The organism is Aquabacterium sp. (genome assembly GCF_044226965.1).
Taxonomy (GTDB): Bacteria; Pseudomonadota; Gammaproteobacteria; order Burkholderiales; family Burkholderiaceae_C; genus Pseudaquabacterium.
Map to the genome: position 1 here is coordinate 1 of NZ_JBGAGA010000086.1, position 24,190 is coordinate 24,190.

General features: G+C 71.6%; 23 protein-coding genes and 2 pseudogenes. 17 read left to right on the forward strand and 8 right to left on the reverse strand.

The annotated features are described in order from the left end of the window. The 5 genes and pseudogenes from ACILR4_RS25540 to ACILR4_RS25560 all read left to right on the forward strand — a co-directional run. Positions 1 to 898 (forward strand): annotated as a pseudogene (locus ACILR4_RS25540) (hypothetical protein); the annotation flags it as partial. A 17-nt stretch (positions 899 to 915) separates the two neighbouring features. Then, entirely contained in the window at positions 916 to 1,839 is a 924-nt protein-coding gene (locus ACILR4_RS25545) for a metal ABC transporter substrate-binding protein (protein WP_395703718.1), read from the forward strand. Then, positions 1,836 to 2,603, forward strand: coding sequence for a metal ABC transporter permease (locus tag ACILR4_RS25550; RefSeq protein ID WP_395703719.1), 768 nt, complete (start codon positions 1,836 to 1,838; stop codon positions 2,601 to 2,603). Before ACILR4_RS25545 ends, ACILR4_RS25550 begins: the two co-directional genes overlap by 4 nt. 52 nt (positions 2,604 to 2,655) lie before the next feature. Beyond that, positions 2,656 to 3,048, forward strand: coding sequence for a hypothetical protein (locus ACILR4_RS25555; RefSeq protein WP_395703720.1), 393 nt, complete (start codon positions 2,656 to 2,658; stop codon positions 3,046 to 3,048). A gap of 128 nt (positions 3,049 to 3,176) precedes the next feature. Further along, positions 3,177 to 3,545, forward strand: a complete 369-nt coding sequence (locus tag ACILR4_RS25560) for a YidH family protein (RefSeq protein ID WP_395703721.1) — start codon at positions 3,177 to 3,179, stop codon at positions 3,543 to 3,545. A 49-nt stretch (positions 3,546 to 3,594) separates the two neighbouring features. Here the strand turns inward: ACILR4_RS25560 and ACILR4_RS25565 are convergent, their stop codons facing one another. After that, entirely contained in the window at positions 3,595 to 4,074 is a 480-nt protein-coding gene (locus ACILR4_RS25565; RefSeq protein ID WP_395703722.1) for a VOC family protein, read from the reverse strand. 201 nt (positions 4,075 to 4,275) lie between these two features. Between ACILR4_RS25565 and ACILR4_RS25570 the strand changes: the two genes are divergently transcribed. After that, entirely contained in the window at positions 4,276 to 5,325 is a 1,050-nt protein-coding gene (locus ACILR4_RS25570; RefSeq protein ID WP_395703723.1) for a glycosyltransferase family 2 protein, read from the forward strand. Here ACILR4_RS25570 and ACILR4_RS25575 read toward each other — a convergent pair. From ACILR4_RS25575 to ACILR4_RS25590, 4 genes are read right to left on the reverse strand one after another with little or no spacing between them, the layout of a single operon-like run. Beyond that, positions 5,282 to 7,756, reverse strand: a complete 2,475-nt coding sequence (locus ACILR4_RS25575) for a cation-translocating P-type ATPase (RefSeq protein WP_395703724.1) — start codon at positions 7,754 to 7,756, stop codon at positions 5,282 to 5,284. The two genes, ACILR4_RS25570 and ACILR4_RS25575, sit on opposite strands and share 44 nt — an antisense overlap. A 46-nt stretch (positions 7,757 to 7,802) precedes the next feature. Then, entirely contained in the window at positions 7,803 to 8,540 is a 738-nt protein-coding gene (locus ACILR4_RS25580) for a cytochrome c3 family protein (RefSeq protein ID WP_395703725.1), read from the reverse strand. Then, a complete protein-coding gene (locus ACILR4_RS25585; protein ID WP_395703726.1) occupies positions 8,537 to 9,121 on the reverse strand; it encodes a hypothetical protein in 585 nt (194 codons plus the stop codon). Before ACILR4_RS25585 ends, ACILR4_RS25580 begins: the two co-directional genes overlap by 4 nt. Further along, positions 9,121 to 10,353, reverse strand: coding sequence for a 2Fe-2S iron-sulfur cluster-binding protein (locus tag ACILR4_RS25590; RefSeq protein WP_395703727.1), 1,233 nt, complete (start codon positions 10,351 to 10,353; stop codon positions 9,121 to 9,123). Before ACILR4_RS25590 ends, ACILR4_RS25585 begins: the two co-directional genes overlap by 1 nt. Before the next feature lie 165 nt (positions 10,354 to 10,518). On the opposite strand from ACILR4_RS25590, the gene ACILR4_RS25595 reads away from it, so the two are divergent. Beyond that, a complete protein-coding gene (locus tag ACILR4_RS25595; RefSeq protein ID WP_395703728.1) occupies positions 10,519 to 11,238 on the forward strand; it encodes a ZIP family metal transporter in 720 nt (239 codons plus the stop codon). Here ACILR4_RS25595 and ACILR4_RS25600 read toward each other — a convergent pair. After that, the gene (locus ACILR4_RS25600; RefSeq protein ID WP_395703729.1) at positions 11,220 to 11,690 is read right to left on the reverse strand and encodes an Rrf2 family transcriptional regulator; all 471 of its coding nucleotides are present in this window, start codon (positions 11,688 to 11,690) and stop codon (positions 11,220 to 11,222) included. The genes ACILR4_RS25595 and ACILR4_RS25600 overlap by 19 nt on opposite strands. 243 nt (positions 11,691 to 11,933) lie before the next feature. On the opposite strand from ACILR4_RS25600, the gene ACILR4_RS25605 reads away from it, so the two are divergent. The 10 genes from ACILR4_RS25605 (at position 11,934) to ACILR4_RS25650 (ending at position 23,322) form a co-directional block, all read left to right on the forward strand. Then, positions 11,934 to 13,526, forward strand: a complete 1,593-nt coding sequence (locus ACILR4_RS25605) for a PQQ-binding-like beta-propeller repeat protein (protein ID WP_395703730.1) — start codon at positions 11,934 to 11,936, stop codon at positions 13,524 to 13,526. A gap of 57 nt (positions 13,527 to 13,583) precedes the next feature. After that, the gene (locus ACILR4_RS25610) at positions 13,584 to 14,156 is read left to right on the forward strand and encodes a TetR/AcrR family transcriptional regulator (protein WP_395703731.1); all 573 of its coding nucleotides are present in this window, start codon (positions 13,584 to 13,586) and stop codon (positions 14,154 to 14,156) included. A 65-nt stretch (positions 14,157 to 14,221) separates the two neighbouring features. Continuing rightward, positions 14,222 to 15,076 carry an SDR family oxidoreductase gene (locus tag ACILR4_RS25615; protein WP_395703732.1) on the forward strand — a complete coding sequence of 285 codons (855 nt, stop codon included), beginning with the start codon at positions 14,222 to 14,224 and terminating at the stop codon, positions 15,074 to 15,076. Positions 15,077 to 15,110: 34 nt separating this feature from the next. Beyond that, complete coding sequence (locus tag ACILR4_RS25620) at positions 15,111 to 15,569, forward strand: (2Fe-2S)-binding protein (RefSeq protein WP_395703733.1); 459 nt, start codon at positions 15,111 to 15,113, stop codon at positions 15,567 to 15,569. 2 nt (positions 15,570 to 15,571) lie between these two features. After that, positions 15,572 to 17,815 carry a molybdopterin cofactor-binding domain-containing protein gene (locus ACILR4_RS25625; protein WP_395703734.1) on the forward strand — a complete coding sequence of 748 codons (2,244 nt, stop codon included), beginning with the start codon at positions 15,572 to 15,574 and terminating at the stop codon, positions 17,813 to 17,815. An 81-nt stretch (positions 17,816 to 17,896) separates the two neighbouring features. Then, on the forward strand, positions 17,897 to 18,790 hold the full coding sequence (locus ACILR4_RS25630; RefSeq protein ID WP_395703735.1) for a LysR family transcriptional regulator: 894 nt from the start codon (positions 17,897 to 17,899) through the stop codon (positions 18,788 to 18,790). A 114-nt stretch (positions 18,791 to 18,904) separates the two neighbouring features. Further along, positions 18,905 to 20,317: an FAD-dependent tricarballylate dehydrogenase TcuA gene (tcuA, locus tag ACILR4_RS25635; protein ID WP_395703736.1), complete on the forward strand. Its 1,413-nt coding sequence runs from the start codon at positions 18,905 to 18,907 to the stop codon at positions 20,315 to 20,317. After that, positions 20,304 to 21,494, forward strand: coding sequence for a tricarballylate utilization 4Fe-4S protein TcuB (gene tcuB, locus ACILR4_RS25640; protein WP_395703737.1), 1,191 nt, complete (start codon positions 20,304 to 20,306; stop codon positions 21,492 to 21,494). Before tcuA ends, tcuB begins: the two co-directional genes overlap by 14 nt. 15 nt (positions 21,495 to 21,509) lie before the next feature. Then, on the forward strand, positions 21,510 to 22,484 hold the full coding sequence (locus ACILR4_RS25645) for a Bug family tripartite tricarboxylate transporter substrate binding protein (protein WP_395703738.1): 975 nt from the start codon (positions 21,510 to 21,512) through the stop codon (positions 22,482 to 22,484). 22 nt (positions 22,485 to 22,506) lie between these two features. Beyond that, complete coding sequence (locus ACILR4_RS25650; protein ID WP_395703739.1) at positions 22,507 to 23,322, forward strand: SDR family oxidoreductase; 816 nt, start codon at positions 22,507 to 22,509, stop codon at positions 23,320 to 23,322. Between the two features lie 21 nt (positions 23,323 to 23,343). Here ACILR4_RS25650 and ACILR4_RS25655 read toward each other — a convergent pair whose 3' ends face one another. Together ACILR4_RS25655 and ACILR4_RS25660 are read right to left on the reverse strand one after the other, a co-directional pair. Further along, positions 23,344 to 23,673, reverse strand: coding sequence for a cytochrome c (locus tag ACILR4_RS25655; protein ID WP_395703740.1), 330 nt, complete (start codon positions 23,671 to 23,673; stop codon positions 23,344 to 23,346). A gap of 13 nt (positions 23,674 to 23,686) precedes the next feature. Next, positions 23,687 to 24,190: pseudogene (locus ACILR4_RS25660) on the reverse strand (oxidase); the annotation flags it as partial.

The window sequence follows — 24,190 nt, forward strand, 5'->3', positions numbered from 1 at the left end:
CGCGGCCAACATCTCGCTGAGCCCTGACGACACGGTCGCGGTCGAGGAGGCCTGGGTGCAGACCACCGGGCTCGGCAACGGCCTCACGTTCAAGGCCGGCCGCTTCTTCTCGAGCGTGGGCTACCTCAACAGCCAGCATGCGCACACCTGGGACTTCGTCGACAACCCGCTGGCCTACCAGGCCCTGCTGGGCACGCAGTTCGGTGATGACGGCGTGCAACTGGCCTGGATCGCGCCGACCGACCTGTACCTGGAACTGGCCGGCGAACTGGGCCGGGGCCGCAGCTATCCCGGCAGCAACAGCGGCCGCAACGGCGCCGGCATGGCCGCGCTGGCGCTGCATGCCGGCGGCGACGTGGGCGACAGCCACAGCTGGCGCGCCGGCCTGTCGGTGCTGCAGGCCAAGGCTGACGACCTGGACCTGACGACCAGCCTGGGCGACAACAGCAGTCTCACCCAGCGCTTCACCGGCCGCACCCGGGTCTGGGTGGCCGATGCGGTGTGGAAGTGGGCGCCGGGCGGCAATGCGACGCGGCAGAACCTGAAGCTGCAGGGCGAGGTCCTGCGCAGCACGCGCGAGGGCACGCTCGACATGACGGCCGCCAGGCGGGCCGTGCAATCGGGCTGGTACCTGCAGGGCGTGTGGCAGTTCATGCCACGCTGGCGCGTGGGCCTGCGCACCGAGCGCCTGGACCCCGGCCGCACCGATGGCCTGCCCACGCTGGCCAGCGGCTTCCGGCCCGGCCGCAACAGCCTGATGGTCGACTTCAGCGCCAGCGAGTTCTCGCGCCTGCGGCTGCAGTTCGCGCAGGACCGCGCGCGCGAAGGCGCGACCGACCAGCAGATCTTCCTGCAGTACCAGATGAGCCTGGGCGCGCACGGTGCGCACAGCTACTGATCGTCAAGGAACCCACCATGCAAGTGCTTCGCAAACTCCTCCTTCCCCTGCTCGCGACGCCGCTGCTGCTGCTGGCCGCGCCGGCGCAGGCCGCGCTGCGCGTGTTCGCCTGCGAGCCCGAATGGGGCGCGCTGGCGCAGGAACTCGGCGGCCCGCTGGTCGATGTGGCGGTGGCCACCACCGCGCTGCAGGACCCGCACCAGATCCAGGCCAAGCCCAGCCTGATCGCCCGCGCGCGCAACGCCGACCTGGTGGTGTGCACCGGCGCCGAACTCGAGATCGGCTGGCTGCCGGTGCTGCTGCAGCAGTCGGGCAACGCGCGCGTGCAGCCGGGCCAGCCCGGCCACTTCGCGGCCGCTGACTTCGTGCGCAAGCTGGAGATCCCCACGGCGCTCGATCGCTCGCAGGGCGACGTGCATGCCGCGGGCAATCCGCACATCCAGACCGATCCGCGCAACATCGGCGCGGTGGCCGACGTGCTGGCCACGCGGCTGGCCCAGGTCGACCCCGCGCATGCGGCCGACTACGACAAGCGCCACGCCGATTTCGCGCAGCGCTGGAAGCAGGCCATGGCGCGCTGGACTGCGCAGGCCGCGCCGCTGAAGGGCCTGGCCGTGGTCTCGCAGCACAAGGCCTTCGTCTACCTCTACGACTGGCTGGGCCTTCAGGAGGTGGCGGTGCTCGAACCCAAGCCTGGCGTCGAGCCCAGCGCCGCGCACCTGCAGACGGTGCTGGCCACGCTGAAGGCGAGGCCCGCGCGCATGGTCATCTACGCGGCCTACCAGGACGGCAAGCCCGCCGAGTGGCTCAGCCGCAATGCCGGCGTGCCGGTGGCGAAGCTGCCGTTCACGGTGGGCGGCAGCGAGGGCGCGAAGGACCTGTTCGGCCTGTATGACGACACCGTGGCGCGCCTGCTCGCCGCAGCCGGGGGCAAGCCGTGAACTGGAGCGCGCTCGACATGGGCATCCTGGGGCCCGCGCTGGTGGCCGGCCTGCTGGTGCTGGCCACGCACGTGCCGCTGGGCATGCAGGTGCTCGACCGCGGCATCGTCTTCATCGACCTGGCGATCGCGCAGATCGCCGGCCTGGGCGTGATTGCCGCGGACGCCGCGGGCCTGCCCGAAGGCGGCGTGGCGGTGCAGGCCGCGGCGGTGGGGGCCGCGCTGCTGGGCGCCGCGCTGCTGACCTGGACCGAGCGGCGCGCGCCGCAGCAGCAGGAGGCGCTGATCGGCGTGCTCTTCATCCTGGCCGCCTGCGCCGGCATCCTGCTGCTGGCCGGCAACCCGCATGGCGGCGAGCACCTGAAGGACCTGCTGGTCGGCCAGATCCTGTGGGTCGACACGCCGCGGCTGCTGGCGCTGGGCGGTGTCACCGCGGTGCTGCTGGTGGCGCTGGTGCTCGGCTGGGTCGGCCGGCTCGGCCGCTTCGGTTTCTACGCCGCCTTCGCGGTGGCGGTGACGGCCTCGGTGCAACTGGTTGGCGTGTACCTGGTGTTCTCGAGCCTGATCATTCCGGCGCTCGGCACCCGGCGGCTCGGCGGCCGGCGCCGGCTGCTCGCGGCCTATGCGGTCGGGGCCGCCGGCTATGCGATCGGGCTGGCACTGTCGGCGCTGGCCGACCTGCCCTCGGGTGCCGTCATCGTGTGGGCGCTGGCGGCCTGCGCCGTCGCGCTGGCTGCCGCGCTTGCGCCAGCGCAACGGTCCTGACCCCGGCGCTGGCTATCGTGCGCGCACTGTGTCTGGACACCGGGAGCATGGCATGCAACGCATTCGCACGATCTTGTCCTTGTCGATCTTCGCCGCCGCCCTTGGCACGGCGGTGGCCCAGCCGGCCAGCGGCCCGGGGCCTGGGCCGGGCGCGGGGCCGGGTGCGGGCCCGGGGGCCAGCGCGCCGCGCATGGGCATGGGCATGGGCCACCGTGCCGGCCACGGCGCCGGGCGCTGGGGATCGAACTACACGCCCGGCTGGTCGATGATGACGCCGCAGGAACGCACCGAGCACCGCGACCGCATGCGCTCGATGAAGACCTACGACGAGTGCAAGACCTACATGGACCAGCACCACGAGCAGATGGCCGCGCGCGCCAAGGAACGCGGCGGCAAGCCGCTGCCGCAGCCGCGCCGGGACGCCTGCAGCGGGCTGAAGAAGTAGCGGCGGGTGGGCTCGCGGCGGGCGCGGCGCCAGGCGCCACGCGGTCGCCAGGCCGCGGCGCGAGATACTGGGCGGCCCGGTCGGCGGTGTTCGTCGGCGGGTTGTCCGTCCTTCGCCCCTCGCTGCCCATGTCCTACCTCGACGATCCGCGCGTGCTGTTCGCAGCCGAGCGCACCCTGCTGGCCTGGCAACGCACGGCCATTGCCCTGATGGGCTTCGGCTTCGTCGTCGAGCGCTTCGGGCTCTTCCTGCGCATGATGGGCACGCATGTCGCGTCGGAGAGCCAGCGCGGCTTCTCGTTGTGGGTGGGGGTGGGCCTGCTGCTGATGGGAGGCACCGTGTCCGCGGTGTCGGCCTTGCAGTTCCGCAGGGTGCTGCAAGGCCTGGGCCACCAGGAGATCCCGCGCGGCTACTGGACCAGCATGGGCGTCTGGCTCAACTTCCTGCTCGCCTTCATCGCGCTGGCGCTGGCCGTGCATTTCGTCGCCAGCAACTGAAGGGCTGTCGTGCCCCGCTGCGCCGGCGCCGGGCCGGCGCGGGGCAGCGTCAACCGCGCAGCGCCGCCTCGATCTTCGCGATGTCGATCTTGGTCATCTCCATCATCGCCTCGAACGCGCGCCTGGCGGCCGCCTGGTCCGGGTGCGTGATGGCGGCCGACAGCACGCGCGGCGTGATCTGCCACGACAGGCCCCACTTGTCCTTGCACCAGCCGCAGGCGCTGGGCTGGCCGCCGTTGTCGATGATGGCGTGCCACAGCCGGTCGGTCTCGGCCTGGTCGTCGGTGGCCACCTGGAACGAGAAGGCCTCGCTGTGCCTGGCCATCGGCCCGCCGTTCAGCCCCAGGCAGGGAATGCCGATCACGGTGAACTCCACCGTCAGCACGTCGCCCTGCTTGCCCGCGGGGTAGTCGCCCGGCGCGCGGTGCACGGCGGTCACGGCGCTGTCCGGAAACGTCCTCGCGTAGAAGCGGGCCGCTTCCTCGGCGCCGCCGTCGTACCACAGGCAGATGGTGTTCTTGCTGGGCATCGTGGGTCTCCTGTCGACAAGGGGCCGCGGCATCGGCCGCGCGGGCCGGATTGCGAATGCTCAAGGGTACGCCGGACCGGCGCGACTATCTTGCCTTCGTTGTGTGCGGCCCTGGGAGCGCAGCATGAAGACCTTGCGATCCGTCGGCCCGGCCGGGGCCGTCATCGGCCGGTGGGTGGGTGCCGCCCGCGGGGTGGCCCCATGACGACGACCGGCCTGTTCGTGGCCCGGCGCGCCAGCAGGCCCGGCGTCAGCGTGGTCGTGCCGGCCTTCAACGAGGCCAGCCACCTGCCGACCCTGCTGGCCACGGTCACGACCGCGCTGCGTGAACTGACCGAGCGCTGGGAGCTCATCGTCGTCGACGACGGCAGCCGCGACGCCACGCCCCAGGCCGTCGCGCCGTGGCTGACGCGGCCAGGCGTGCGCTACGTGCGCCTGTCGCGCAACTTCGGCAAGGAAGCCGCGCTGAGCGCCGGCCTCGACCGCGCGGACGGCGACGTGGTGGTGCTGATGGACGCGGACGGCCAGCACCCGGTCGAGCTGCTGCCGCAGATGCTGGCGACCTGGCGCGCCGGCGCGGACATGGTCAGCGCCGTGCGCCAGTCGCGCGAGGAGGAGTCGCTGGTCAAGCGCCTGGGCACGCGGCTGTTCTACCGCCTGGCCAATGCCGGCTCCCCGGTGCGCATTCCCCCGGACGCCGGCGACTACCGGCTGATGGACCGCAAGGTCGTCGACGCGCTCCGCTCCCTGCCCGAGCGCAACCGCTTCATGAAGGGCCTGTACGCATGGGTCGGCTTCGACGCGCGCATGATCCCCTACACGCCGCGGCCGCGGCAGGCGGGCCGCAGCTCGTTCTCGATGCGGCGCCTGGTGCGGCTGGCGCTGACCGGCATCACCGCCTTCTCCAACATGCCGCTGCGGGTGTGGAGCGGCACTGGGGCGGTCATCGCGTTCGGCGCGCTCGGCTACGGTGCCTGGGTGGTCGTCGAGCATTTCCAGCAGGGCCACCCGGTGCCGGGCTACGCGACGATGGTCGCCAGCCTGATGTTCTTCAGCGGCGTGCAGCTGCTGTCCATCGGCATCCTCGGCGAGTACGTCGGCCGCATCTTCGAGGAAGTGAAGCAGCGGCCGGTCTACCTCGTCGGCAGCGAGTCCGGCCGCGGCGCGCTGGCGCCGCCGGATGCCGCGCCGGCGCCGGAGGAGCGGCTCACGCGGCGTCTCGCCCCGAGCGTGCCGCCAGGGCCCGGGTGACCAGCGCGACGGCCGCGAAGGTCGCGCCCACCAGCGCCCAGTCGCTGCCGTGCAGCGGCTGAAGGTTCAGCAGCCGGCCGAGCGCCGGCACCTGGACCAGCAGCGCCAGTGAGGCCAGGGTGCCCGCCACCAGCCAGCGCGGCGTGGCCTGGCGCAGCCCCGTCAGGCCCGCGGTGGTGCCGGCACTGGCCGCCAGCAGCACGGCCAGCGCCATGGCCCGCGCATGGTCGACGTTCTGGTCGGCGCCGAGCGCGTGCAGGTAGCTCCCCACCACGGCCACGCTCTCGAGCCCGCCCGCCAGCCCGATGGCCAGCCAGGTCCCGGTCGAGAAGAAGCGGGCCCGCCGGTCGCGTTGCACCGGCGCCAGCGGCCCGGCCAGCGGCAGGTCCTGGAACGCCAGCATCGCCGTCGGATGGATGACGAGCTCCAGCCACACCACGTGGATAGGCTCGAACAGCAGCGGCAGGTCCATCAGCGGGATCGCGGCGGCACCGATCACCAGCGGCAGGTGCACCAGCAGCAGGTAGGCAAAGGCCAGCCGCAGGTTCTGGAACAGCTGGCGGCCTTCGGCCACCGCGTCGACGATGGTGCGGAAGTTGTCGTCCAGCAGCACCACCGGCGCCACTTCACGCGCACTGCGCGTGCCGCGTTCGCCCATGGCCACGCCGATGTCGGCCAGGCGCAGCGCAGGCACGTCGTTGACGCCATCGCCGGTGACGGCGACGAGTTCCCCTTCGGCCTGCAGCGCCTGCACCAGCGCCAGCTTCTGCGGGGGCGTGGCGCGCGCCACCACGTGCACGCCGCGCTGCGCCCGCAGCGCGGCACCGGCATCGTCGTCCGGGGCCAGCACCACGACCACCGGCTGCGCGCCGCCCAGCCCGATCTCGCGCGCGATGGCGGCGGCCGTGGCCGGATGGTCGCCGGTGACCATGATTACCCGCATGCCGGCGGCCATGCAGTCGGCGATGGCCGCGCGCACGCCGTCGCGCACCGGGTCCTCGAAGGCCAGCAGGCCGGCGAACGAGAAGCCGGCGTCGGGTTCGCGGTCGAAGGCCGCGTCGGGGCCGAGTTCACGCCGCGCACAGGCGATGACCTTGTGCCCGCCCGCGGCGAAGGCCTCGACCTCGGCGAGCCAGCGCCTGCGCTCGGGCTCGGCCAGGCCGCACAGCGCCAGCACGGTCTCCGGGGCGCCCTTGGTGAAGGCCGTCGCGGCCCCGCCGTCGGTGCCCAGCACGGCCGTCTCGCGGCGCCGCGCCTCGGTGAACGGGAAGTCGGCCCGCCGCGTCATCGGCGGCAGCCTGCCGGCCGCGGCATGCAGGGCCTCGTCGAGCGGATCGCCGCTGTCGGGCCGGGCCGCGAAGGCGGCCACCTGCAGCAGCGCGTCGTCGTCGAAACCGTCGGCGGGCGTCCGATGGGCCAGCACCAGCGCACCCGCGGTGATCGTGCCGGTCTTGTCGGACACGATGCAGCTCACGCGGCCGATGTTCTCCACCGCCACGGCGCGCCGCACCAGCGCCTTGCGGCGGGCCAGGCGGAACACCCCGACGCCGAGGAAGAAGGTGTAGACCACCGGAAACTCCTCGGGCAGCGCGGCCACCGCCAGCGTCACGGCACTGAGCAGCGCGTCGATCCAGCCGTGCCCGTGCCACAGGCGGATCGCCGCCAGCACGACGCAGATGCCGATCGCCAGGCCCAGCAGCACGACCACCAGCTCGCCGATGGCCTTCTGCAGCGGCGTGGCGTCATGGCTGCCTTCGGTGGCCGAGCGCACGATCGCGCCATAGCGCGTCGCGCCGCCGATGGCCACGATGCGCAGCTGCGCCCGCCCGGTCAGCAGGCGCGTGCCGGCGGTGCCCCAGTGTTCGTCGGCCGCACGGTCGCGCAGCGGCGTGCCGGCCGCACCGTCGCGCAGCGGCGTCCCGGCCGCGAGCGCGCGCTTGGCCACCGGCAGCGACTCGCCGGTCAGCGTCGACTCATCCACCTGCAGGCCGCTGCCCGCCACCAGCAGGCCGTCGGCCGGAAAGTACTCGCCCGGCGTCACCTCGACCAGGTCGCCCGGCACGAGCTCGCGCGACGCGATGTCCTGCCACTGCCCGTCGCGCAGCACCCGCGCCGTGCTGGCCAGGCGGCTGGCCAGTCCGGCGGAGGAGGCCGAGGTGCGCCGGTGCAGGAAGGCGTCCATGCCCAGCAGCGGCACCAGCGCGACGAGCAGCGTCAGCGACTCGGCGGCCTGGCCGAGCAGCCCGAACAGGCCGGCCGTGAGCAGCAGGAACCACAGCATCGGATCGCGCGCCGTGTCGCGCGCGACGACCCACCAGCCGCTGGCGGCCTGCGCCACGATGTCGTTGTGGCCGAACGTGCGCCGGGCCTCGGCGACCTGGGCCGTGCTCAGCCCGTTCGCGCCGCTGTCCTGCAGGACCTCGAGCTTCATGGGCGTGGAGGGGGCACCGGCGGCGCGCAAGCCCTTGTCTCGTGACTCAGTCGCGCGAGCGCCCGCCGCGTTCGCGGCCGTGGTTCTTCTCGGGCTCCACGCGCGGGTCGCGGTGGCACTCCACGCAGTTCTCGAAGTCCCGGATGCCTTCCTCGAGGTGCTCGGCCCGCACCTTGGCCGGCGAATGCTCGTGGCAGCCGTAGCAGGTGTAGCGGCTGAAGTCGTTGTTCTTGTGGCAGGTGGCGCAGGGCGCCGCGTGGTCGCGATCGAGCACGAAGGACTTGTCGTGATCGAAGGTGGCCGGCTTCCAGGCCTGGTCGCCATGGCACTGGCTGCACTGCACTTGCAGATTGAGGTGCAGCGTATCCCGCGGCGCGGCGTGGCACGAGGCGCACTGCACGCGCATCGGCGCCTTCAGCAGCGCGTGCGAGAAGGGCCGCCGGCTGCGCTGGGTGAGCTTGGGGCCCTGGTGGTCGCTGTGGCAGGCCATGCAGTCCTGCTCGATCAGCTCCTGGTGGAACGAGACCTTCAGGCTGCGCGCCGGGATCGGCACGCCCCGGGTGGTCTTCAGGCCGATGTCGGCCAGCGCATGGCATTCGGTGCAGCGCTGCGCCGAGGCGCCGCGCCAGGGCCGGTGGCAGGCAAAGCAGTCGGTGGCCAGTTCCTCGTGGCCCCGCACCAGCGGACCCGGGCTGATCATCAGCGCCGGGTAGAGGAACGCCAGCGCCACCAGCACCACCAGGTTGAGCGCGACGACGATCCACAGCACCGGACGCTTCTTCACCGCCAGCCCCAGAACAGGAAGATGGCCGTGATGTGCGCCGTGGCCAGCACGGCGAACGCCAGCGTGATCGGGAAGTGCACCACGCGCCACTGCCGCACGGCGTCGAAGGTCAGGCTGTCCCAGTAGAGCTGGTCTTCGAGCTCGGCCTCGGGCAGGCCGCGCTCGCGCATGCGTTGGCGCGCTGCCTCCAGCCGTCGCCGCGAGCGGTCGAGCAGGAACTTGCCGGTCAGGCCGCTGCCGACGTTGATCAGCATCGCCCACACCGCCAGCCAGCCGAGGATGGCGTTGAAGTGCACGCCGGCATGCACCAGCACCAGCAGCGAGCCCAGCCAGGCCAGCCCTTCATGCCAGCGCAGCAGCCGGGCCGGATGGCCGCTGCGGATGAGCTTGTGCTTGCGCAGCGAGTAGGCGGTGGAGCCCAGGATCAGCAGCGTGCCGGGAATGCCCAGCCAGCGGCCCACCCACAGCAGGTCCAGCAGGTGCAGCAGCCCGTCGAGCGCCAGCGCGACGATCGCCAGCAGCGCGAAGCTCGCCACGAAGGGCAGCACCTCGCGCCGGAAGAGTCGGGCCTTCAGCGGCATCAGGCCTCCAGCACCAGCGCGGCGGCGGGCCGGCCGACGCACAGCAGGCAATGGCCGGCGGCCGGGTCATGGTCGGGCGCGTGCTCGTACTGCACCACGCCGTCGAGCACGCGTGTTTCGCAGCTGCCGCAGCCGCCCGAGCGGCAGCCCGAGGTGACGTCGATGCCATGGCGCTCGGCGAACTCGAGCAGGGAAGCGTCCTCGCCGTGCCAGGTGAGCGTGCGCCCGGAACGCTGGAACCTGACCTCGATGCCGCCCGCGGCCGGTGTGGCCGCGGCCTGCGCGCCGGGCAGCCGCACGCTGGCGGGGCCGAAGGCCTCGAAGTGGATGTCGGCCGGCGGCACGCCCCAGGCGGCCAGGGCCGGCACCAGCGACTGCATCATCGCCGGCGGGCCGCAGACGTAGAACTGGTGCCGCCCGTGCGGCAGCGTCTGGCGCAGCAGTTCGACGTCGACGTGCCCCGCATGCTGGTAGTCGCGCCCCGGCACGTCGGTCGGCGCGGGGCGGCTGTAGACCACATGCAGCCGCAGGGCAGGGTGCTCGGCCGCCATCGCCTCCAGCTGCGGCTTGAAGGCCTGCTCGTCGCTGTTGCGCAGCCCGTAGTACAGGTGCACCACGCGCTGCGGCTGGTGGGCCATGCACCAGCGCAGCATGCTCATCATCGGCGTTATGCCGATGCCGCCGCCGATCAGCACCACCGGCAGCGCCGGGTCCGGGTCGATGAAGAAGTGGCCGGACGGTGCCTTCACGCGCAGGATGTCGCCGACCTGGACATGGTCGTGGAAGTGCGTGGACGACAGGCCCGGGCGCAGCGCCGGTCGATCGGGCGGCGCGGGCACGCGCTTGATGGTGACGCGGTACTGCGCCGGATCGGGCCGGTCCGACAGCGAGTAGCAGCGCGTCAGGCTGCGCCCGCCGGCCATGTCCGCCGCGCCGGCGCCCAGGTCCAGCGAGAAGGTGAGGAACTGGCCCGGACGGAAGGCCGGCAGGGCCTGGCCATCCACCGGCTGCAGGTAGAACGAGCACTGCGAGCGTGCGGCATCCTCGAAGCTGCGCTGGGCCACGCGGAATTCGCGCCAGCCTTCCCAGGCCAGGTCGGGCCGCGGCGGCGGCGCGGCCGCTGGCAAGGGGGCCGGCGCGGCCTGGCGCCGCCGGATCACCACGGCGATGCCCACCGCCAGCTGCGCCAGCAATGCAGCCGAGATCAGGGCAAGCAGTTCGAGCGCGGTCATCAGGGCGGTGCGAGGCCGCCGTTCGCTTGCGCGATGCGGCGGCATCGAAAGGGCATTCTCGAAGCGGCCACCGTGCGCGCGATTGAGCCTTGTCAACCCCCGTCGCCGCGCCTCTGGATGCAATGTCGGGACCCTCCTGCCGGGTCCTGCCGCCCGTTCCTGCCCATGACCCCGCTGTCCCACGCCTTGCTCATCATGGCCATCCCGGCCGGTGTCGCCGTCTCGGGCGGTGCGCTGGCGGCCCTGTGGCAGCCCTCGCACGCGGTGCGCAGCCTGATCCAGCATTTCGCGGCCGGGGTCATCCTGGCCGCGCTGGCGGTGGAACTGCTGCCGGACATCGGCAAGGAACACGCGACGAAGTCGGTGGTGCTCGGTGCCTTCGCTGCCGGCAGCGTGTTCATGTACCTGCTCAAGCTCGGTACCGAACGGCTCGAGGCGCACGGCGGCGCCGCGGCGCAGGGCGCGGCGCTCGGGCTGCTGCTGGCCACCTTCGTCGACGTGGCCACCGACGGCTTCATCATCGGCGCGGGCTTTGCGGCGGGCGGCGAGACCGGCACCGTGCTGGCGCTGGGCCTGTCGGTGGAGTTGCTGTTCCTGGGCTTGGCCGTGGCGTCCGAGCGCATCGCCGGCTGGCGCATCGTCGGCGTCACCGCGGCGCTGGGCTTGACGGTGCTCGGCACCGCGGTGCTGGGCAGCGTGCTGCTCGCCGGCGCTTCACCGGCCGTGCTGGCGGGCAGCCTGTCGTTCAGCGCGGCCGCGCTGCTCTACCTGGTGACGGAAGAGCTGCTGATGGAGGCGCACGAGGTCGAGGAGAAGCCGATCTCGACGCTGGTGCTGTTCGGCGGTTTCCTCACGTTCTGGGGCATTCAGCTGATGGGTCGTTGAGGACCGCTGCGTCGGCGGGCCGCCGCGCGGCGGGCTCGCCGGCGCCGGGCCTCGCGCGCCAGCGCGGCCAGCGTCACCGCGCCCAGCCGATCGAGCAGCGTGGCCTCGGCCGCCTGCGCCGCGGCGGACAGCGCCGCCTGCACGGCCTGGGCCGCCGGGCAGGCGGGCCGGTCCTCGCGAAAGCCGAGCCACACCGGTGCCGGTGCGCGCAGCGCGGCCTGCACGTCGCGCAGGGTGATGCGGTCGAGCGGGCAGCTCAGCACCCAGCCGCCGCCGTGACCCTTGGCGGACGCGACGAGGCCGGCTTCACGCAGCCCGGCCATCAGCCGGCGCAGCACCACCGGGTTCGTGTGCATCGCCGCAGCCAGCGCAGCGGACGTGGCGGGATCGGGGCGCTCGGCCATGTGCAGCAGCACGTGCAGCACGTCGGACAACTGGCTGTTCCTGTTCATGCAACATTGTGAGTTGCATGACAGGTTCAGGCAACCAATGCGGACCAATCAGGGGCGGACTATCCCTGATGACGCGGGCCCGATGCTGCAGTCTGATAGGCACTGCTGTACCTATCGATCCTCGCCGATCACGGGACCGGTCGGCCCACCGGCAACGGTTGCGAAGCGCTGTAGCGATGCCCGCGCCCGGCAGCCGATCCTGCTTGGCATCGCGGACGAGGGATCGAGATGTCGGATGAGAACGTGAGCCGCCGGTTCGACCGCGGCACCGGGTTGTCGGCGCTGGCGATGGCCGTCGCGATTGGCCTGCCCGGGGGCGCGATGGCCGCGCAGGGCAGCTCCTGGGGCAGCGCCGGCGGCGACCGCCAGAACACGCGCAGCCAGCCCTCGGAGCACACGCTCGGCGTGGGCAACGTCAGCCGCCTGGCGGTGAAGTGGTCGCTGACCACTGCCGGTGATGTGTCGGCCACGCCAGCCGTCGATGAAGACACGGTCTATGTGCCTGACTGGGCCGGCTATCTGTACGCGGTGAACCGCCAGACCGGCGCGCTGCGGTGGAAGGTGGCGGTCTCCGCGCTGACCGGCGTGCCCGGCGACAAGGCACGCGCGACGCCGGCGCTGGCAGGCGACAAAGTCATCATCGGCACGCAGGGCTCCATCCTTGCCGGCGGCGGCCCCGGCGGCCGCGTGCTGGCCTTGAACAAGGCCACCGGTGCGCTGGTGTGGAGCACGGTGGCCGAGTCGCACCCGGCCGCGATCATCACGCAGTCGGCCACGGTGCATGGCTCGCAGGTGTTCGTCGGCGTCGCTTCGCAGGAAGAGGCGCTGGCGGCCTTCGCGCCGGGCTATGTGCTGTCGTTCCGGGGCAGCATGCTGTCGCTGGACGTCAATACCGGCAAGGTGATCTGGAAGACGATGCTGGCACCCACCGGCTACACCGGCAACTCCGTGTGGGGCAGTTCGCCGGCCGTCGACACCAAGCGCGGCTCCGTCTACGTGGCCACCGGCAACAACTACTCGGTGCCGCCGGCGGTGTTGAGCTGCGTGGCATCGGCCAGCAGCGACGCCGCGCGCGCCGCGTGCCTGCCGGGCGATGACTACTTCGACAGCATCCTGTCGCTCGACATCAAGACCGGTGCGGTGCGCTGGGCCACGCGGGCGATCTCCTACGACGCCTGGACGGTGGCCTGCATCTTCGGCGGCGGCGACAACTGTCCATCGCCGGCCGGGCCCGACTACGACTTCGGCCAGGCCCCGGCCCTGTTCAAGGCCACCGGCGGCAAGGGCGCCCCGGTCGAGCTGGTCGGCGCAGGGCAGAAGAGCGGGCAATACTGGGCGCTCGATGCCGACACCGGCGCGGTCGCCTGGGTCACGCAGGCGGGGCCGGGCGGCACCACCGGCGGGCTGCAATGGGGTTCGGCCACTGACGGCACGCGCGTCTACACCGCCGACTCCAACAGCAACTTCGTCCCGTGGACACCGCTGGGCCAGTCGGCACCCACCGTGCGCGGTGCCTGGAGCGGCATCGACGCACTGACCGGACAACTGCTGTGGCAGACCGTCGACCCGAACGACGCGGCCGGCATTGGCGGCGGACCCTCGGGGCCGGTGACCACGGCCAACGGCGTGGTCTACGCCTGCTCGCTGGATGCGTTGGGCACGATGTACGCGATGGACGCCGCCAGCGGCGCCATCCTGTGGCGCTATGCCAGTGGCGGCTCGTGCCTGTCGGGCGCGGCCATCGCCGACGGCACGCTGTTCTGGGGCTCGGGCTACAGCAACTTCGGCTTCGGCACGCCGAACCACAAGCTCTACGCCTTCTCGCTGCCTGACTGAGGGCGCGCCGGGCGGCGGCGATTTCACCGAATAAATATTCGTGTATGATCGCCGCCGATGAAGCCCAAGGACGACAGGAAGGTCGAAGCCATCGCCGCGGCGGTGTACCGGCTGTCGGCGCGCCACGGGCTTTCTTCGGTGACGCTGGCCGACATCGCGCGCGAAGCGGGCGTGGCCACCAGCACGCTCTACGTCTACTTCAAGTCGCGCGAAGTGCTGCTCGATGAGGTGTACCGCAAGGCCAAGACGGCCACCATGACGCGCTACGCCTTGAAGGACGACCCGGCCGCTCCGCTGAAGGCGCGGGTGCGCCGCATCTGGCTCAACATGGTCGACCACCGCCTCGAGAACCAGCACCAGATGGCCTTTCTCGAGCAGTTCTACCACTCCGAGTTCATCAGCGAGACCAGCCGCGCGCTGGGCCTGCGCATGGCCGCGCCCTTTCTCGAACTGCTGGCCGCTGGCCAGAAGAGCGAGCAGTTGAAACCGCTGCCGCTGCCGCTGATGGGCGCGGCGATCATGGGCCTCGCCAAGGAGACCGCCGTGCTGCTGAGCCGCGGCGACCTGCCGGACAACGAGAAGACGCGTGCCAGCGCCTTCCAGCTGTGTTGGGATGCCATCAAGGCCTGAAGGCCCGTGAAGCTTCGTGTTTTTTTGACTTTTAACCGAATCTTTTTTCGCCCAAGGAGATGACGATGTCGACCCATGCCGAATCCAACACCCCCACCGTGCTGATCACCGGCTGTTCGTCCGGCATCGGCCGGGCCGCGGCCCATCGCTTTGCCCAGGCCGGCTGGCAGGTGGTGGCGACGATGCGCGACGTCGGCCAGGCCGGCGACCTGGCCGGGCTGCCGAACGTGCGGGTGCAGGCGCTGGACGTCACCGACCGCGCGTCGGTGCAGGCCGCTGTCGATGTGACGCTGGCGCAGTTCGGCCGCATCGATGCGCTGGTCAACAACGCCGGCTTCGGCCTGTTCGGCCCCTTCGAGCTGGCCGGCGACGCGGTGATCGAGCGGCAGTTCGCGACCAACGTGTTCGGCGTGTTCAACGTCATCCGTGCCGCCTTGCCGGCAATGCGCGCGCAGCGCGGCGGCGTGATCGTCAACGTGGCCTCGGTCGGCGGGCTGACGACCCTGCCGTTCAACTCGCTGTACCACGCCACCAAGTACGCGGTGGTCGGCTTCACCGAGGGCCTGAACCACGAGCTGGCCGAGTTCGGCATCCGCGCCAAGTTCGTCGCGCCGGGCGGCGTGGCCACCGATTTCGCCGGCCGTTCGCTGTCGGTGACCTTTGCCGACAACAACCATCCCTATGCGGCCAACGTGGCCAAGGCGATGGCGTCCTGGGCCAGCCGGCGCGGCGGCTATGCCCAACCCGACCAGGCGGCCGACGTGATCTTCACCGCCGCGACCGACGGCACGCACCAGGTCCGCTATGTCTCGGGCGCCGATGCCGAGGCGCTGCTGGCGACGCGCGCGACGCTCGACGACGCCGGCTACCTGGCGCTGGTGCAGAAGACCTTCGGCCTGAACGGCGCGACCGAAGCCTGACCCCGACAGTCCCCCACGACGACAGGAGCGAACGATGAAGCTGAACGTGAACGGGCGCGACCACGAGGTCGACGTCGAACCCGAGATGCCCTTGCTCTGGGTGCTGCGCGACGAGCTGCACATCACCGGCCCGAAGTACGGCTGCGGCGTGGGCTACTGCGGCGCCTGCACCGTGCATGTCGGCGGCACCGCGATCCGCTCGTGCTCGATGCCGGCCAGCGCGGTCAGCGCGCCGGTGATAACCATCGAAGGGATCGGCCAGCCGGAGGCGCTGCACGCGTTGCAGAAAGCCTGGGTCGAGCTGCAGGTGGCGCAGTGCGGCTATTGCCAGTCGGGGCAGATCATGACCGCGGCGGCCTTCCTGGCCACGGTGCCCGCGCCGACCGACGAGCAGATCGACCAGGCCATGGCCGCCAACCTGTGCCGCTGCGGCACCTACCCGCGCATCCGCGAAGCGGTGAAGGCCGCCGCGAAGAACCTGAAGGGAGCCTGAGCATGGGTCGCGTCGCCACCATCGCACGCCGTAGCTTCCTGATCGGCTCTGCCGCCGTCGCGGGCGGCGTGGTCTTCGGCATCTACCAGGTGAAGAAGCCGCTTGCCAACCCGCTGGCTGACGGGCTGAAGCCCGGCGCGGCCGCGCTGACGCCCTGGGTGCGCATCGACAAGAGCGCCATCACGCTGATCACGCCGCACACCGACCTGGGCCAGGGCGCCTACTCGGTGCAGGCCGCGCTGATCGCCGAGGAGCTGGACCTGGACTTCGGCCAGTTCCGCATCGAGCCCGGCACGCCGGCGCCGGCGTACTACAACCGCGCGCTGTCCGGCGAGCAGGTGCCGTTCAACTCGCACGACACCAGCGCCTCGGCCGAGGCGATGCGCGGCGTCATCGGCGGCGTGTTCAAGCTGATGGGGCTGATGGTCACCGGCGGCTCGTCGACGGTGCCCGACAGCTTCGACAAGCTGCGCGAGGCCGGCGCCACGGCGCGCGAGACCTTGAAGCTCGCCGCGTCGCGCCAGAGCGGCGTGCCGGTGGCGCAGCTGAAGACGGCGCGCGGCGCGGTGCTGCTGCCCGATGGCAAGGCGCTGAAGTACACCGAACTGGCCGAGGTGGCCGCCACCTTGGAACCGGTGCAGGGCGTGACGCTGCGCGAGCCTTCGGCCTGGCGGCTGATCGGCAAGCCGATGCAACGGCTGGACATCGTCGCCAAGTCCACCGGCACCTTGCGCTACGGCATCGACCAACAGGCGGAAGGCATGCTGCATGCCGCGGTCAAGGTCAATCCGCGCCAGGGCGGCACGCTCAATCGCTACGACGATGCCAAGGCCAAGGGCTTGCGCGGCGTGAAGCACATCCTGCCGGTGACCAATGGCGTCGCGGTGGTGGCCGACAACAGCTGGCGCGCGTTCCAGGCCGTGAAGGCCATCGACTGCGACTGGGGCCCGGCCCCGTACCCGGCCGAGATGAAGGACCACTGGGCCGCGGTGGCCGCCAGCTTCACGCCCGAGCGGCTGGACAAGCAGTGGCGCAACGAAGGCCAGGTCGAGCAGGCGCTGGCCGAAGGCCCGGTGATCGAGGCCGAATACCGCGCGCCTTACCTGGCGCATGCGCCGCTGGAGCCGCTGAACGCCATCGTCCGCGTGGCCGATGACGGCGTCGACGTCTGGGTGGCGCACCAGATGCCGCGCTTCGTGCAGCAGAAGGTGGCGGCCATCGCCGGCGTGAAACCGGAGCAGGTGCGCTATCACCAACAGTACGCGGGCGGCAGTTTCGGGCACCGGCTGGAGTTCGAGAACGTCACGCTGTGCGCCGAGATCGCGAAGCAGTTGCGCGGCACGCCGGTGAAGCTCACTTTCTCGCGCGAGGAAGACTTCGCGCACGACTTCCCGCGCCAGATCGGCATGGCGCGCGGCAAGGGCGTGGTGAAGAACGGCCAGGTGCATGCGCTGGACCTGCAGGTGGCCACGGTCAGTTCGTCGGCCTCGCAGGCCAAGCGCCTGGGACAAGCTAAGCCGCCGGGGGCGGACGGCCAGCTCGCCGCCGGCGCCTGGAACCAGCCCTTCGCGGTGCCGCACCTGCGCATGCGGGCCTACCAGGTGCCCGAGCTGGCGCCGACCAGTTCCTGGCGCTCGGTGGGCGCCTCGACGCAGGGCTTCTTCGCCAGCGCCTTCCTCGACGAGCTGATCCATGCCGCCGGCGCCGACCCGCTGCAGGAGCGCCTGCGCCTGTGCACGCATGCGGTGTCGCGCAAGGTGCTCGAAGCAGTGGGCGAGATGTCGAACTGGGGCGCCAAGCTGGCGCCCGGCCGTGGCCGCGGCCTGGCCTTCGTCGACAGCTTCGGCGTGCCGGTGGCCGAGGTGGTGGAGGTGACCAAGACCGACAAGGGCATCCGCATCGACAAGGTCTTCGTCGCGCTCGATGTCGGCCGCGTCGTCGACCCGGTGAACTTCGACAACCATGTCAAGGGCGCCGTGGTCTGGGGCCTGGGTCATGCGATGAACTGCGAGACGACCTATGCCGACGGCATGGCGCAGCAGCGCAACTTCCCGCAGTTCCAAGGCATGCGCCTGGACCAATGCCCGCAGATCGCGGTGCGCGGGCTGGAGAACGACCCGCACATCCGTGGCGTGGGCGAACCGCCGGTGCCGCCGGCCGCCCCGGCGCTGGCCGCGGCCATCTTCGCGGCCACCGGCCAGCGGCTGCGCGAAATGCCGTTCAGCAAGTTCGTGGGCTTCGTGTAAGCCGGCGGGCGGGCGGGCCCGGCCCGGCCCGCGCCGGTGCGCCGCGGCATCATCCTCCTCCAGCCCACCTGGAGCGATGCGATGAAGATGGATTTCGACGGCGTGCAGGCCTTCGTGGCGGTGGCCGAGCGCGGCGGCTTCAGCCGCGCCGCGCGCGAGCTGCACCTGACGCAGACGGCGCTGTCGCGCCGCATCCAGAAGCTCGAGGCCTACCTCGGGCTGACCCTGCTGAACCGCACCACGCGGCGCGTCGAGCTCAGCGTGGTCGGGCGCGAGTTCCTACCGCAGGCGCGCGCCATCGTGCAGCAGATGACGCAGGCGGTGGAGCGGCTGAAGGACATGTCGCGCCGCGGCAGCGGGCAGGTGGTGCTGGCCTGCATCCCGTCGATGACCACGCATGTGCTGCCCGAGCTGATCCGGCGTTATGCGCAGCTGCATCCGGGCAACCGCTTCCAGCTGCACGACGGCTCGTCGCAGGAGGTGCGGCAGGCGCTGCTGTCGGGCCGGGCCGAGCTGGGCATCGCGGTGCAGGGCGAGTCGCATGCCGAGCTCGCCGAGCGCGTGCTGTTCGCCGACCCGCTGGTGTTCCTGTGCCGCGCGCCGCACCCGCTGCTGGCGCGCGGCGCGGCGCGCTGGGCCGACCTGCGCGATGCGGAGCTGGTCAGTGTCAGCGGCTTCACCGCCACGCGCGTGTTCATGGACTACCAGCTGGCCAAGCGCGGCCTCCGGCTGCAGGGACAGTACGAGGTGCAGCACCACGCCACCGCGATCAACCTGGTGGCCGCCGGCGTGGGCGTGGCCATCCTGCCGGCCTCCACCTTCCAGGAGGGCGACCGCCCCGGCGTGCGCCGGCTCGCGCTGACGCAGCCGGTGGTGCGGCGCAAGGTGGTGCTGCTGCAGCGGCAGGGCGCCGCGCTGTCGCCGGCGGCCGAGGCCTTCCGGCAGCTGGTGACCAAGACCGTGTTCAAGACCTGAAATGATGCGGCCCAGGCCTCAATCGATCAGTTCTTTGCATTTATCGATTCAATCGGCCTTGGCCAGAATGCGGGCTTCGATCCCCGAACCCCGCGCCAGGCGCGCGACATTCCCATGGACACCGATGTGCTGGTGATTGGCGGCGGCAACGCGGCCCTGTGCGCCGCGCTGATGGCGCGCGAGGCCGGTGCCCGCGTGCTGCTGCTGGAGGCCGCGCCTCGGGAATGGCGCGGTGGCAACTCGGCCCATACCCGCAACCTGCGCTGCATGCACGACGCGCCGCAGGACGTGCTGGTGGAGGCCTACCCCGAAGAGGAGTTCTGGCAGGACCTGCTGAAGGTGACCGGCGGCCGCACCAACGAGGCGCTGGCACGCTTGACGATCCGCGCCTCGGCTACCTGCCGCGACTGGATGCGTCGTCATGGCGTGCGCTTCCAGCCACCGCTGTCCGGCGCGCTGCATGTGGCGCGCACCAATGCCTTCCTCATGGGCGGCGGCAAGGCGCTGGTCAATGCCTACTACCGCAGCGCCGAAGCGCTGGGCGTGCAGGTGCGCTACGCGTCGCCGGTGCAGCGCATCGAGCTCGACAACGGCCGCTTCGTCGCCGCGTGGTCGGGCGACCGGCGCATCACCGCCCGCGCCTGCGTGCTGGCCGCCGGCGGCTTCGAGTCCAACCGCGACTGGCTGCGCGCGGCCTGGGGCCGCAACGCACGCGGCGAATGGCCAGCCGACAACTTCCTGATCCGCGGCACGCGCTTCAACCAGGGCGTGCTGCTGCGCCACCTGCTCGAAGACCACCAGGCCGATGCGATCGGCGACCCGACCCAGGCCCACATGGTGGCCATCGATGCGCGCGCGCCGTTGTACGACGGCGGCATCTGCACCCGCATCGACTGCGTCAGCCTGGGCGTGGTGCTCAACCGCGACGCGCAGCGCTTCTACGACGAGGGCGAGGACTTCTGGCCCAAGCGCTATGCCATCTGGGGCCGGCTGGTGGCGCAGCAGCCGGGGCAGACGGCCTGGTCGGTGATCGATGCCCAGGCCATCGGCCACTTCATGCCGCCGGTGTTTCCCGGCGTGGTGGCCGACACCCTGCCCGAGCTGGCGCGGCGCATCGGCCTGGACGAGACCGTGTTCGTGCGGACCATCACCGACTACAACCGTGCCTGCCGCCCGGGCCGTTTCGACCACACGGTGCTGGACGATTGCCGCACCGAAGGCCTGCAGCCCGACAAGACGCATTGGGCGCGGCCGATCGACCGGCCGCCCTTCCATGCCTACGCGCTGCGGCCCGGCGTCACCTTCACCTACCTGGGCCTGCGTACCGACGAGACCGCGGCCGTGCACTTTGGGGGTCAGCGCAGCGCCAACCTCTTCGTCGCCGGCGAGATGATGGCCGGCAACGTGCTGGGCCAGGGCTACACCGCGGGCGTGGGCATGTCCATCGGCACCGCGTTCGGCCGCATCGCGGGCACCCGGGCGGCCCAGGCCGCCCTTCAACCGGAGTGGGCCGATGCAGGCGCTTGAACGATTGACGGCCGAGGCCCGCGCGCTGGCCACCGGCCCGGGCCTGCCGAACGTCGCTGCAGGCGCCGATGTGGCCGACGTGGCCGAGGTGGCCCGCGTGATGCAGATCTGCAATGCCTGCCGCTACTGCGAGGGCTTCTGCGCGGTGTTCCCGGCCATGACGCGGCGGCTGCAGTTCGATGCCGCCGACGCGCACTACCTGGCCAACCTGTGCCACCACTGCGGCGCCTGCCTGCATGCCTGCCAGTACGCGCCGCCGCACGAGTTTGCGGTGAACGTGCCGCGGGCGATGGCGCGCGTGCGCCGCCAGACCTATGTCGCGCATGCCTGGCCACCGGCGCTGGGCGCGCTGTACCAGCGCAACGGGCTGGTGCTGGCGCTCGCGCTGGCAATCGGCCTCGCGCTGTTCCTGGCGCTGGCGCTGTGGCGCCACGGCACGCTGTGGCAGGCGCCGGCCAACGGCTTCTACGGCGTGTTCCCGCACGGGCTGCTGGTGGCGCTGTTCGCACCGGTGTTCGGCTTCGTCGTGCTGGCCTTTGCGATGGGCCTGCGGCGCTTCCTGCGCGGCGTGACGCCGGCCAGCAGTGGCGCGCCGGCCTCCTGGCCTGCGGCCGCCGAAGCCACGCACGACGTGCTGACCTTGCACTACCTGGACGGCGGCCATGGCGAGGGCTGCCACAACGACAGCGATGCCTGGACCCATGCCCGCCGGCGTTGCCACCACCTGGTGTTCTACGGCTTCCTGCTGTGCTTCGCGGCCACGGCCAGCGGAACCTTGTTCCACTACCTGCTCGGCTGGCCGGCGCCCTATGCGCTGCCCGCGTTGCCCAAGCTGCTGGGCGCAGCCGGCGGACTGATGCTGATGGCCGGCTGCGCCGGGCTGTGGCGCCTGCAGCGCAGCCGCCACCCGCTGCACGGCGACCCCGCCCAGCGGCCGATGGACCTGGGCTTCATCGCACTGCTGTTCCTGACGGCCGCCACCGGCTTCGCGGTCTGGGGCGCACGCGGCACGGCGGCGCTGCCGCTGGCGCTGTGCGCGCACCTGGGCAGCGTGATGGCGCTGTTCTGCACCATGCCCTATGGCAAGTTCGCCCATGGGGTGTACCGTGGTGCCGCGCTGCTGCGCCATGCGGTCGAGAAACGGCAACCCAACCCGGTCGGCCTGGGCGCCGATTGAACCAGGAGACACACCATGCAACGACGCGAGTTCACGCTGCTGGGCGCTGCCAGCGCGGCCGGCCTGCTGCCCTTCGGGGCCCGGGCCCAGGACCTGCCGGCCCGCAAGACGCTGACCATCGTGGTCGGCTTCGCGGCCGGTGGCGCGGCAGACACCGCTGCGCGCATCATCGGCAAGAAGCTGGCCGAGAACACCGGCTTCACCGTGGTCATCGACAACAAGGCCGGTGCCGGCGGCAACATCGCGCACCAGTACACCGCCACCGGCCCGGCCGATGGCTCGGTGCTGCTGTTCGGCTCGGTCGGCCCGCTGGCCATCGCGCCGCACCTGATGAAGCTGCCCTACGACCCGGTGAAAGACCTGGCGCCGGTGACCATGGGCGTGAACTTCCCAAACGTGCTGGTGGTGCATGCGGGCCTGAAGATCAAGACCTTCGCCGAGTTCATCGACTACGCGCGCAAGAACCCCGGCAAGCTGGACTACGCGTCCACCGGCGCCGGCTCGGCCTCGCACCTGGCCGGCGAACTGCTCAACGACATGGCCAAGATCGACACGCTGCACGTGCCCTACAAGGGCGGCGCGCCGGCGCTGCAGGACCTGCTGGGCGGGCGCGTGGCGGCCTACTACTCCACGCTGTCCACCGCGCAGCCGCACATCGAATCGGGCAAGCTGATCCCGCTGGCGTCCACCGGCCCGAAGCGCATTCCGCAGCTGCCCAACATCCCGACCATCGCCGAGTCCGGCTTCCCCGGCTACAGCGCGACCAACTGGTACGCCTTCGTCGCCTCGGCCAAGGTGCCCAGGCCTGTCCTCGAGCGCTGGAACCAGGAGCTGGTGAAGGTGCTGAAGTCGCCCGAGGTGGTGGCCGAGCTCAACCAGCACGGCATGCCGCCGCAGCCCGGCACGCGCGACGAACTGGGCGCCGAGATCGCGCGCGAATCGGCCACCTGGGGCCGCGTGATCCGCGAGCGCAAGATCACCGTGGAATGATGCCACCGCGCCGGAGGGGCCGATGACCGCGCTGGCCGGCAAGACCGTGCTGATCACCGGCGCCGCCAGCGGCATCGGCCGGCTGATGGCGCGCAAGATCGCCGCCCGCGGCGCGCGCCTGGTGCTGTGGGACCTGACGGCGGCCGCACTCGAGGACCTGCGCGCCGAACTGGCCGCGGGCGGCTGCACGGTGCAGGTCTACGGCTGCGACCTCGCCCAGCGCGAGGCCATCGTCGCCACCGCGGCGCGGGTGCTGCAGGACTGCGGGCCGGTGGACGTGCTGGTGAACAACGCCGGCATCGTCAACGGCCGCTCGCTGCTGGACAGCAGCGACGACGAGATCGAGCGCACCTTCCGCGTCAACACGCTGGCGCTGTTCAGCACCACGCGGGCCTTCCTGCCGGCGATGCTGGCGCGAGGCGCGGGCCACCTGGTCAGCATCTCGTCGGCGGCCGGGCTGGCCGCGGTGCCGCGGCTGGCGGACTACTCGGCCAGCAAGTTCGCGGTGGTGGGCTTCGACGAGGCGCTGCGCCAGGAGCTGGCCGAGCGCGGCGTGCCCATCGTGACCACGCTGGTGTGCCCGTACTACATCGACACCGGCATGTTCGCCGGTGTGCGCACGCGCTTCCCCCGGCTGCTGCCGATCCTGGCGGCCGACGACGTGGCCGAGCGCATCGTGCGGGCGATCGAGACCGACCGCCGGCGCCTGCTGATCCCGCGCTTCGTGATCGCCGCGCTGCTGGCGCGGGCCCTGCCGCCGCGCGCCTTCGACGCGCTGATGCGCTTCTTCGGCATCACGCGCAGCATGGCGCGGTTCACCGGGCGCCGGCCGCGCTGAAGGGCGGCGCGTTGGCCGGCGTCAGCGCGGCTGCTCGTTGCCGTAGGTCTTGACCAGGTAGTCGACGATCTCGGGCATGTCGGCTTCGTTGATCGGTGCGTTGAAGACCTGCTTCATGCGCTTGACCATCGCGTCCCAGTAGGGGCGCGGCGCGGTGGGCGGCTGGTACAGCATGTACTCGGCCGAATGGCAGGCCACGCAGTTGCCCTGCGCCTTGGCATAGCCGGGCAGCGCGCTGGCCTTGAGCTGCGTGCCGTCGGGCGGCAGCTGGATGGTCTTCGAGCGCGAGGGCAGGGCCAGGCCGAGTGCCAGCGCGCAGGCGGTGGCCAGGAGGACGAGCTTGGTGTTCATCACGGGTGCTCCTTCAGGCCGCGCTGACCTTGACCGATTCGACGACGTTGCGCATGTAGCCCGCGGGCTGCCACAGCGCTTCCATCGGCTGGCTCTGGCCCGAACGGTTCCAGGCCCGCACGCGCAGGTCGTGCTGGCCCGCGCTCGGCGTGAAGCCGAAGGTGAATTCGCGGAAGGAGTAGCGGCCCAGCTCGGCGCCCAGCGTGGCGCCCCGCCAGCTCTGGCCGCCGTCGGTGGAGTACGCCACCTCGCGGATGCCCTGGCCGCCGTCGAAGGCGATGCCGCGCACGACGACGGCCTGGCCGGCGCGCAGCCGCGCGCCGTCCTGCAGCGAGGTGATGAACGAGCGCACCGTGAAGCGGCCGATCGGCCGCGTGGCCGCCGGCGTGGTGCCGGGCTCGATGCAGGCGCAGTCGTTGTCCGGGATGCGGTAGGCCGGCTTCATCCAGAAGCCTTCGTAGACCTGGTCCACCAGCATGATCTCCGACAGGTGCTTGACCCAGTAGGTGCCGTAGTA

Bases quoted from the DNA above. Each gene is read 5' to 3' on its own strand.
- ACILR4_RS25545 (WP_395703718.1), top strand. From the start codon at position 916: ATGCAAGTGCTTCGCAAACTCCTCCTTCCCCTGCTCGCGACGCCGCTG.
- ACILR4_RS25555 (WP_395703720.1), top strand. From the start codon at position 2,656: ATGCAACGCATTCGCACGATCTTGTCCTTGTCGATCTTCGCCGCCGCC.
- ACILR4_RS25560 (WP_395703721.1), top strand. From the start codon at position 3,177: ATGTCCTACCTCGACGATCCGCGCGTGCTGTTCGCAGCCGAGCGCACC.
- ACILR4_RS25565 (WP_395703722.1), bottom strand. From the start codon at position 4,074: ATGCCCAGCAAGAACACCATCTGCCTGTGGTACGACGGCGGCGCCGAG.
- ACILR4_RS25570 (WP_395703723.1), top strand. From the start codon at position 4,276: ATGACGACGACCGGCCTGTTCGTGGCCCGGCGCGCCAGCAGGCCCGGC.
- ACILR4_RS25575 (WP_395703724.1), bottom strand. From the start codon at position 7,756: ATGAAGCTCGAGGTCCTGCAGGACAGCGGCGCGAACGGGCTGAGCACG.
- ACILR4_RS25585 (WP_395703726.1), bottom strand. From the start codon at position 9,121: ATGCCGCTGAAGGCCCGACTCTTCCGGCGCGAGGTGCTGCCCTTCGTG.
- ACILR4_RS25590 (WP_395703727.1), bottom strand. From the start codon at position 10,353: ATGACCGCGCTCGAACTGCTTGCCCTGATCTCGGCTGCATTGCTGGCG.
- ACILR4_RS25595 (WP_395703728.1), top strand. From the start codon at position 10,519: ATGACCCCGCTGTCCCACGCCTTGCTCATCATGGCCATCCCGGCCGGT.
- ACILR4_RS25600 (WP_395703729.1), bottom strand. From the start codon at position 11,690: ATGAACAGGAACAGCCAGTTGTCCGACGTGCTGCACGTGCTGCTGCAC.
- ACILR4_RS25610 (WP_395703731.1), top strand. From the start codon at position 13,584: ATGAAGCCCAAGGACGACAGGAAGGTCGAAGCCATCGCCGCGGCGGTG.
- ACILR4_RS25615 (WP_395703732.1), top strand. From the start codon at position 14,222: ATGTCGACCCATGCCGAATCCAACACCCCCACCGTGCTGATCACCGGC.
- ACILR4_RS25620 (WP_395703733.1), top strand. From the start codon at position 15,111: ATGAAGCTGAACGTGAACGGGCGCGACCACGAGGTCGACGTCGAACCC.
- ACILR4_RS25625 (WP_395703734.1), top strand. From the start codon at position 15,572: ATGGGTCGCGTCGCCACCATCGCACGCCGTAGCTTCCTGATCGGCTCT.
- ACILR4_RS25630 (WP_395703735.1), top strand. From the start codon at position 17,897: ATGAAGATGGATTTCGACGGCGTGCAGGCCTTCGTGGCGGTGGCCGAG.
- tcuA (WP_395703736.1), top strand. From the start codon at position 18,905: ATGGACACCGATGTGCTGGTGATTGGCGGCGGCAACGCGGCCCTGTGC.
- tcuB (WP_395703737.1), top strand. From the start codon at position 20,304: ATGCAGGCGCTTGAACGATTGACGGCCGAGGCCCGCGCGCTGGCCACC.
- ACILR4_RS25645 (WP_395703738.1), top strand. From the start codon at position 21,510: ATGCAACGACGCGAGTTCACGCTGCTGGGCGCTGCCAGCGCGGCCGGC.
- ACILR4_RS25650 (WP_395703739.1), top strand. From the start codon at position 22,507: ATGACCGCGCTGGCCGGCAAGACCGTGCTGATCACCGGCGCCGCCAGC.
- ACILR4_RS25655 (WP_395703740.1), bottom strand. From the start codon at position 23,673: ATGAACACCAAGCTCGTCCTCCTGGCCACCGCCTGCGCGCTGGCACTC.